Origin of the sequence: Xenorhabdus yunnanensis (assembly GCF_028598805.1) — a bacterium.
GTDB classification, from domain to species: domain Bacteria; phylum Pseudomonadota; class Gammaproteobacteria; order Enterobacterales; family Enterobacteriaceae; genus Xenorhabdus; species Xenorhabdus yunnanensis.
In genome coordinates, this window is sequence record NZ_JAQRFI010000116.1 from 1 (window position 1) to 3,076 (window position 3,076).

The following is a 3,076-nucleotide window of genomic DNA, read 5'->3' on the forward strand; positions in this document are numbered from 1 at the left end:
TTTTAGGGGGGGTGATTGCTTACTGCCTTAAATTGAAAAAGCCATCACTTAAAAATTTCTACTCAGAAGACGATTTTCCAGTGATGGCTTAAGCGGAATTCGGGTTAGTTAAGAGTTAGCTGGCATTCATGAGTACCCCACCGAGTACCCCACATTTGGGCGTATGAATGAAAAAACCTCAATAAGCACTAGGACAATATACAGTATAATTTTTTCATAATTCAATGATTTTATAGGATTATTTTCAAGCAATAAAAAACGTAAAGACATAAAATATTGAAGTACGCCATGAATTTAGGCGTTATTGATGCCAATCCCTTTACTACCGTAAGCAAGGCATTTCCTAAGCCAAAGAAAAAACATAACCCTACCATCCGACCCGAAGAACTCCCCGGATTAATGCAAGCACTATCCATCGCGAGGGTAGAACGGCAAACACGTTTGGTTATTGAGTGGCAATTATTAACCGCTATGCGCCCGGGGGAAGCGGTAAAAGCCCGTTGGTCTGAAATAGACTTTGATAACAGAGTCTGGAATGTGCCAGCACAAACCATGAAGATAGATCGCCCTCACACAGTACCTTTATGCCAACCCCCCCATTCAGTCGCCAGCTCACCCGCAGCAGCACATAGCGCAAACCGTTCTAATACCCGGTCTAATTGCGATTCTGCATCTTCTGGCCTATACCTTGCCTTAAACTGAGCGATTAACTCTCGTAGACGATCAACCAGCTCCGAACGGGAAGAAGCAGTGGGCTTTTCGAGCCATGCAATACCTGCACATCCGTAGTATTTCGTTGTTAAGGCATTCAGGGAATCAGCAAACTCCTTAGCTGTTCCCAATCCGTGGAGTGTGTCAAAAACCCCAGTCTCATCGCTTACTATTGCAGGGATATCCACAAAACGGACTTGCTGCCCTGCGGCAACACTCTCACCCGAAGCCTTAAGATAACTTTCGAAAGCGTCTTCACTGGATGCCAAAACCAAAGTTCGCCACCGTAGAGTCTCACGTAAAGTGAGATCTTTTGCGCCTCTCCCTTTTCCCTGTCCTAATGCCAACATATAAGTGAATTGCCCCACCAGCTTAGGATTAACACTTTTCAGTTCATCCAAAATTAATGGTAAGTCATTATGCGCTGAGGCCAACATTTCGATACTGAATAATGTATTGTTAAAACTATGCGAATAACCTCCTGTTGTTGCTCCACTGCCCCATACAGAGGCTGCGACATATTGAGCGGTACTTTTACCTTTTGTTGAGGCTCCTTTCAGGCTGAAAACGCCACCATCAAGCCCCCGCACATTAAGTAAAGGAGCAGCAAAAGAAACACATAGGGAAAATACCAGCCGTGTGTTGCCAACACATTTTGCGCTGATATGTTTCTGCCAATCTTCAAGGGTGCCTACTGGCGCTAACTGACTACGTTCGCTATTTTTACGCCCTGACAATTGGTACATCACCTTGCTGGTGGAATTGCCTATCGTACTTTCCGGCAGTACAAATAGGTGATCATTAAACCAGCCCGTGGATGTTGTTAAGGTTATGCGTTCTTTTGATGTTGCGATATTCAGATATCCCAATAAGTCACGGCTCATGTTGGTATTGATCCAAAACCCTAATCCCGTCAACTGGTGAGGAATATCACTACCGGGTTTATGTAATTGCTCATCGGGTACAATGAATTGCTTCGTTTCCCTATCCTTGTCTTTAAATGAAATCAGCTTGCCCCAGTTATCGCTGTATACATCGCGGGTTAATCCCAGCACTGAGAACGGCGCGGATATCTTTCGGGTTTCAATGGACTTCGACTTACCTTTCCCTTCCTGAACATTCTTCATAAGACCGTCCTCGGTCATATAAAAGCCAACTTTTTCCTGTGCTAAATAGGGTCTAAGTGTTTGGGGATTTTCCCATCCCAGTGAGGAAGCTTGCGAAAATATCCATTTATAGCTGGTGAGGTCAGCACGGGAGGTATCCCAAGTCGCTTCAAAGTGCTCAGCATCAAACGCAGCGCCACCAGCTTCTGACCATTCAAGAGCCAATTGATAAGCACGATCTTCATAAGGTGTGTTTTTCAAGCTACCAAGAGCAGCAATCACCCGTTGCCAGTTTTGTCTACCTCCCTCCGATATCGTCCGCATTACAGGAGAAAACAGCGCATCACGTAGATCAGCTAATGTGTGCTTGTCCACCTCAAACCAGCGGTCTAAATCTAAGTCGCTATCATAATGCTGTTTTACAGGCCGAAGAGTTGCCTCCGGTACAAGTGGCGGTATCACAAGATACTGAGTCACTTTTGCCGACTCACCATCTAAACGGTGGATAATTGCATCAGTAACGTCCTCCCCGCTTTTTGTTTTCCTGCGTACAGCATTCACTATTGGCAAATAGCATTGCTGTTCTGCACGATATACATACTCATCCCACCCAATGACAGGCTTCCACTCGCTGATCAAATCCTCTTCCGCGATTTGCTGTATTACCGTTTCTATTTCATTGGCTATCATCTGGCAGACATGAATGCCGGCAATGCGATCTACCTCAGAATCCAATAAAATAACAAAACGACAACGCGGAGCATCTGCGGTATAATTAAACGTGGTGTAGAGCACACCTTTGAACGTCTTTTGTAAGTAACCGATCAACGCATCAAATGTCTTGGAGCTGTCAAAGCTATCGCAGTCAAACGATACAAAGCGGTGTTTCGCCGCTAATGCTGAAAGCCTCCAATTTTTGATACCCTGAAACTTCTCAGGGTATTTTTCTTTTGGGTTATTACCTCTTGGATTTTCCCCCGGTTCCATTGCTGCACAAAAGTATTGCTGCTTCTTGGCAGTTGCCGTATCAGTTATTAATTGCTCAATGAACTGATCTTCATTTTCAGTACATCGTTGTTCAGGGGCAGTATCGTATACATCCCGTCCACGGGAATAATAAATTTTATCTGCCATTATTACCGGCTCCCTTCGTGGATTCACCTAATAAGTGCAATTTCTAAGAAAGGCGGTCAGTTGCTATAGTAGGCATCTTTCTCGCCAAAGGAAAATGCGCTATGACCTATAAACAACTGACCGAA

General features: G+C 44.6%; 1 protein-coding gene and 1 pseudogene. One reads left to right on the forward strand and one right to left on the reverse strand.

Features of this window, described 5'->3' with window-relative positions; genetic code table 11:
* Positions 1-399: 399 nt before the first annotated feature.
* Positions 400-534: pseudogene (locus tag PSI23_RS20760) on the forward strand (tyrosine-type recombinase/integrase); the annotation flags it as partial.
* Between the two features lie 35 nt (positions 535-569).
* On the opposite strand, the gene PSI23_RS20765 reads toward PSI23_RS20760, so the two are convergent.
* Complete coding sequence (locus tag PSI23_RS20765; protein ID WP_273556854.1) at positions 570-2,951, reverse strand: DUF927 domain-containing protein; 2,382 nt, start codon at positions 2,949-2,951, stop codon at positions 570-572.
* Positions 2,952-3,076 lie beyond the last annotated feature (125 nt).

What these genes read in the sequence shown, in the direction of transcription:
- PSI23_RS20765 (WP_273556854.1), bottom strand. Translation starts at nt 2,951, where the DNA reads ATGGCAGATAAAATTTATTATTCCCGTGGACGGGATGTATACGATACT.